This window comes from Niallia sp. (assembly GCF_031978665.1).
Lineage (GTDB): Bacteria > Bacillota > Bacilli > Bacillales > Cytobacillaceae > Niallia.
Window position 1 is genome coordinate 1 of sequence record NZ_DALZDK010000049.1, and the last position, 4,730, is coordinate 4,730.

Below are 4,730 nucleotides of genomic sequence, written 5' to 3' on the forward strand. Positions count from 1 at the left end.
AGAAAACTCATTAAGAGTGTAACATTAACATCTTTATACCCTCGTAAAGCCCCTTGGATTGGTGCTTGAATGGCATCTGATAGTTGGAAGAAAATCGCGTAAATTAGAAAGTGGGCTGTTAAATGGATCACTTCCCAGTCTTTCGTATAAATTCCAGCAATGTTCGTTCTGAAAGTTAGAAGAATAATGCCACTTATAAATGCAATGATAACAGCGAATCCTACGCCTAACCAACTATACGTTTTTGCATCCTTCATGCGTTTGGCTCCAACTTCGTAACCAACAAGAATGGTCAATGCCGTAGAGATGCTAAGGGGAACCATATACAAAAGGGAGGCAAAGTTAATGGCTGATTGATGTGCGGCAATTGTATTTGTATCGTAATTGCTCATCAAAATGGTTACGGCACTAAAAATACTTGTTTCAAAGAACACGGAGAAACCGATTGGAATCCCAATCGTCAAGATTTCTTTCCATTTAGACCAAGACATTTTTGGAAAATGTGTAAATAACTGAAATGAGACAAATGGTTGTTTTCTATGGACAATATAAATAGCAATAAAGAGCATGAACCAATAAGTTATGCTTGTTGCAAACCCGGTACCAACTCCTCCAAGCTCAGGAAAAATCCAAATTCCATGGATAAGGGCGTAATTTAATACAATATTAATCGGTATTGCTAGTAAGGTAATGAACATAGTAATCTGCGTTTGGCCAAGAGAATCTATGAACGAACGAAGAACAAAATATAAGAAAATAGGAATAATCCCTGTACTTAATGCCAATAAGTACTGGTAGGCTACTTCATATACTGCCTTTTCTAATCCAATGCTTGCTAAAATAGAATCTAAAAAGAAATAGCCAATAATTAATAGGCAGACTGCCATACTTAAGGAAAGATACGTTGCTTGGATAACAGAAAAGCGTACCCCATTTTGTTCATTTCTTCCCATTAATTGTGAAACGATTGGTGGTATTGCGAGAAGTATCCCACTAAGTCCTGTATATATTGGCGTCCACAAGGAGCTTCCTACTGCAACTCCCGCTAAGTCAACGGGACTATAATGTCCAGACATTGTTGTATCAAAAAAGCTTAATGCAAAGATACCAACCTGTGTAACAAGTACAGGTAATAAAATAACGATCATTTGTATTAATTTTTGTTTTAAAGAATATGTTTGTTTCATCAGCTTGTCCTCTTTCTTTACAATAACGATTCGTATTATACCATAGATAAGGCTGTAGGAAAGAAAGAAACGGAAACTTCTAAATTTTTTGCGAAAAAAATGTTAATCTGTAAAAGTAGTTCTATCTAATTATTTTGCAAAAAATGAAAAAGGATTAAGAAGCGATCAAAAGGTTAAGTGAATTGACAATTTCTTTTCTTGCTTGATAATATATAAGCATATAATTATATATTAAATTGGTGATTGCAAACACTTATATTCGTAGTATTTGTTTGTTCGATAAATAATTATATAAGAACATGCTTATGTTTTAGGGGGAATTTATTTAGGAAGGAGGATAAAAATGATTAAAAAAGAACAATCTTTAAAAGAATTATCTTTAATAGAAATTGCGAGTGTATTAAAACTATTAGGGGATAAGACTAGATTAGCCATTGTGAGTATGCTTTCTGAACAAGACTGTTGTGTATGTGAGTTTGTAGAAATTTTTAATATGTCACAGCCAGCAATAAGTCAGCATCTTCGTAAAATGAGAGACTTGGGAATTGTAAAAGAACAAAAGAAAGGTCAATGGGTTGTATATTCATTAAATAAAACAAGTGAATATTATGAAATAATAAATGATCTTTTGAAACATATTCCTAGTCAGCTTGAAAAAATCGACAGCTTAGAAGAAAAGGGATTTAGAATTATATGCGATTAATGGAGGTTAACTAACTTTGCTACAAACAACTTTGGCAATAATTATCTTTTTAGTAACATTAACTTTGGTTATCTGGCAGCCGAAAAACCTTTCCATTGGTTGGTCTGCCTCTGGTGGCGCGATATTAGCATTACTGGCAGGTGTAGTCGATTTTAATGATGTTGTAGATGTAACTGGAATAGTGTGGAATGCAACACTTGCATTTATCGCAATTATCATTATCTCGTTAATATTAGACGAAATTGGATTTTTTGAATGGGCGGCACTACATATGGCTCGGGTTGCGAATGGCAACGGGCTAAAAATGTTTATTTATGTTTCTATCTTAGGTGCAATCGTTGCAGCACTTTTTGCAAACGATGGTGCAGCACTTATTTTGACACCCATTGTACTAGCAATGGTACGAGCGTTAAAACTAGAAGAAAAAATGGTTTTTCCATTTATCATTGCAAGTGGATTTATTGCAGATACAACCTCCTTGCCGTTAGTAGTAAGTAATTTAGTTAATATTGTTTCCGCTGATTTCTTTGGTATTGGATTTGTTGAATATGCATCTAGAATGATTATTCCAAATATTTTCTCCTTATTAGCAAGTATTCTAGTTTTATATCTATACTTCCGTAGGAGTATTCCAAAGGTATATGAATTAAGCCACTTAAAGAATCCAGTAGATGCAATAAAAGATCGAAAAATGTTCCATATTTCTTGGATTATCTTAGGTGTACTGCTTATTGGTTATTTTGGAAGTGAATTTCTTGCTATTCCTGTATCGCTTGTTGCAGGTATCATCGCCATCATTTTTCTTGTTTTTGCAAGAAGAAGTCACGCAGTATCCATTAAGCAAGTAATGAAAGGTGCACCATGGGCAATTGTGTTCTTTTCGATTGGAATGTATGTTGTTATTTATGGTCTCCGTAATGTGGGATTAACTAGTCTCCTTTCAAGTGTTATTCAAGCAGCTGCAGATCAGGGATTATTTGTTGCGACAATTGGTATGGGATTCATCGCTGCTATAATTTCTTCCATTATGAATAATATGCCAACTGTACTTATCGACGCCTTAGCTATAGCGGATACAAATGCAACAGGAATAATAAAAGAAGGCATAATTTATGCTAATATAATCGGTTCCGATTTAGGACCAAAGATAACGCCGATCGGTTCATTAGCGACGTTATTATGGCTTCATGTATTATCACAAAAAGGTGTGAAGATTTCATGGGGAACGTATTTTAAAACAGGGATTATTTTAACGATTCCAACCCTTTTCATTACGTTAATTGGTTTATATTTATGGCTTTCTTTCCTTTCGTAGCCGAAAAGTTATCCATATTTAAAGTAGAAATGCCTATCATAGGAGGATAAAGATGAAAATTATCATAATAGGTTCGGTAGCAGCTGGTACATCTGTAGCAGCAAAAGCACGTAGAAATGATGAAAATGCGAATATCATACTTTATAATGCTGATTATGATATTTCCTATTCTGCTTGTGGAATCCCATATTTCCTAGGTGGAGAAATAGAGGAATTGGAAACATTAACACCAAGGAGTCCAGCTTGGTTTAAAAAGCGATATAATGTAGATATTTTTATTCGACATGAAGTAATTGCAATTGATGCAGAACAAAAAAAAGTTCAAGTGAAAAACTTAGATACAAATGAAGTGAAAGAGGATAATTATGATGTATTAGTATTTGCTACAGGGGCGTCACCAATTACTCCTACTATTACTGGTGCAGAAGAAGAGCATGTTTTTCAGGTGCGGACCATTCAAAATACAGCAGCAATTGACCAATTTATTAAAGAGAAGCAGCCGAAAAAGGCTACTATTATTGGAGCAGGGTATATTGGTTTAGAAATGGCAGAGCAGCTTACAACTAGAGGAATAGATGTAACACTGATACAACGCAGTAATCAGGTTATGACCCATATGGATAAAGATATGGCTTCACGAGTAGAGGAGCACCTAGTTAAAAAAGGAGTAAATCTCATTTTGAATGAGGAAGTAACGACTATTAGCAAAAAGGAAATACACACAATATCAGGAAAAACGGTGGAAACAGATATTGTCATCTTAGCAACAGGAGTCCGTCCGAATACACAATTAGCAAAATCGATAGGTGTTACGATTGGTCAGTCTGGAGCAATTGCAGTAAATAGTAAGATGCAAACAAATTTATCTGATGTGTATGCTGTAGGGGATGTTGCAGAGAGTTATTCTTTACTAACAGGAAAACCGCTATATCGTCCATTAGGTAGTACGGCCAATAAAATGGGACGAATTGCTGGTGATGTGATAACAGGTGGCTCTTTAGAGCATCGAGGTATTTTAGGAACAGCTATTCTGCGCGTTTTTGATTTAGCTGTTGGACAAACAGGTATGAATGAAACAGAGGCATTGGAAGAAGGATATGATATTGAAATATTACATAATATCAAGCCTGCTAGAGCTGAGTATCTTAATGGTAAAGAATTAATCATAAAGGCAATCGCAGATAGACAAACAGGCAGAATATTAGGTGTGCAAATAGTGGGAGAAGAAGGAGTAGACAAGCGTATTGATGTTTTTGTAACCGCAATGACATTTAAAGCTAAAGCGGAGGACTTATTCCATCTTGATCTTGCATATGCACCACCATTTAGTACTACAAAAGACCCTGTTATGTATACTGGAATGGCATTACAGAATGCTATAGAGAAGAAAAATAAATTAATAACACCAAATGAATTATCCGAAAGGATGAAAAGTGGGGAAACTATTCAGGTCATTGATACGAGAGCTACAAACCAATTTAATGTTTCCTGTGTGGAAAGCGCCCTTAATATACCGCTTGGCAAT

General features: G+C 35.1%; 4 protein-coding genes. 3 read left to right on the top strand and 1 reads right to left on the bottom strand.

What is annotated here, in order from left to right; all coding sequences use genetic code 11:
• Positions 1-1,187 (bottom strand): MATE family efflux transporter (locus RTL21_RS21030; RefSeq protein ID WP_312098807.1); only part of this gene is annotated, 1,187 nt, incomplete at its 3' end.
• A gap of 343 nt (positions 1,188-1,530) precedes the next feature.
• On the opposite strand from RTL21_RS21030, the gene RTL21_RS21035 reads away from it, so the two are divergent.
• From RTL21_RS21035 to RTL21_RS21045, 3 genes are all read left to right on the top strand, one after another.
• Complete coding sequence (locus tag RTL21_RS21035; RefSeq protein ID WP_312098809.1) at positions 1,531-1,890, top strand: ArsR/SmtB family transcription factor; 360 nt, start codon at positions 1,531-1,533, stop codon at positions 1,888-1,890.
• Positions 1,891-1,906: 16 nt separating this feature from the next.
• Positions 1,907-3,205 carry an arsenic transporter gene (locus RTL21_RS21040; RefSeq protein WP_312098811.1) on the top strand — a complete coding sequence of 433 codons (1,299 nt, stop codon included), beginning with the start codon at positions 1,907-1,909 and terminating at the stop codon, positions 3,203-3,205.
• Positions 3,206-3,257: 52 nt separating this feature from the next.
• Positions 3,258-4,730, top strand: a 1,473-nt coding sequence (locus tag RTL21_RS21045; protein ID WP_312098813.1) for an FAD-dependent oxidoreductase, incomplete at its 3' end; no start/stop codon positions are given.

Coding starts and splice junctions, on each gene's coding strand:
- RTL21_RS21035 (WP_312098809.1), top strand. CDS start 1,531: ATGATTAAAAAAGAACAATCTTTAAAAGAATTATCTTTAATAGAAATT.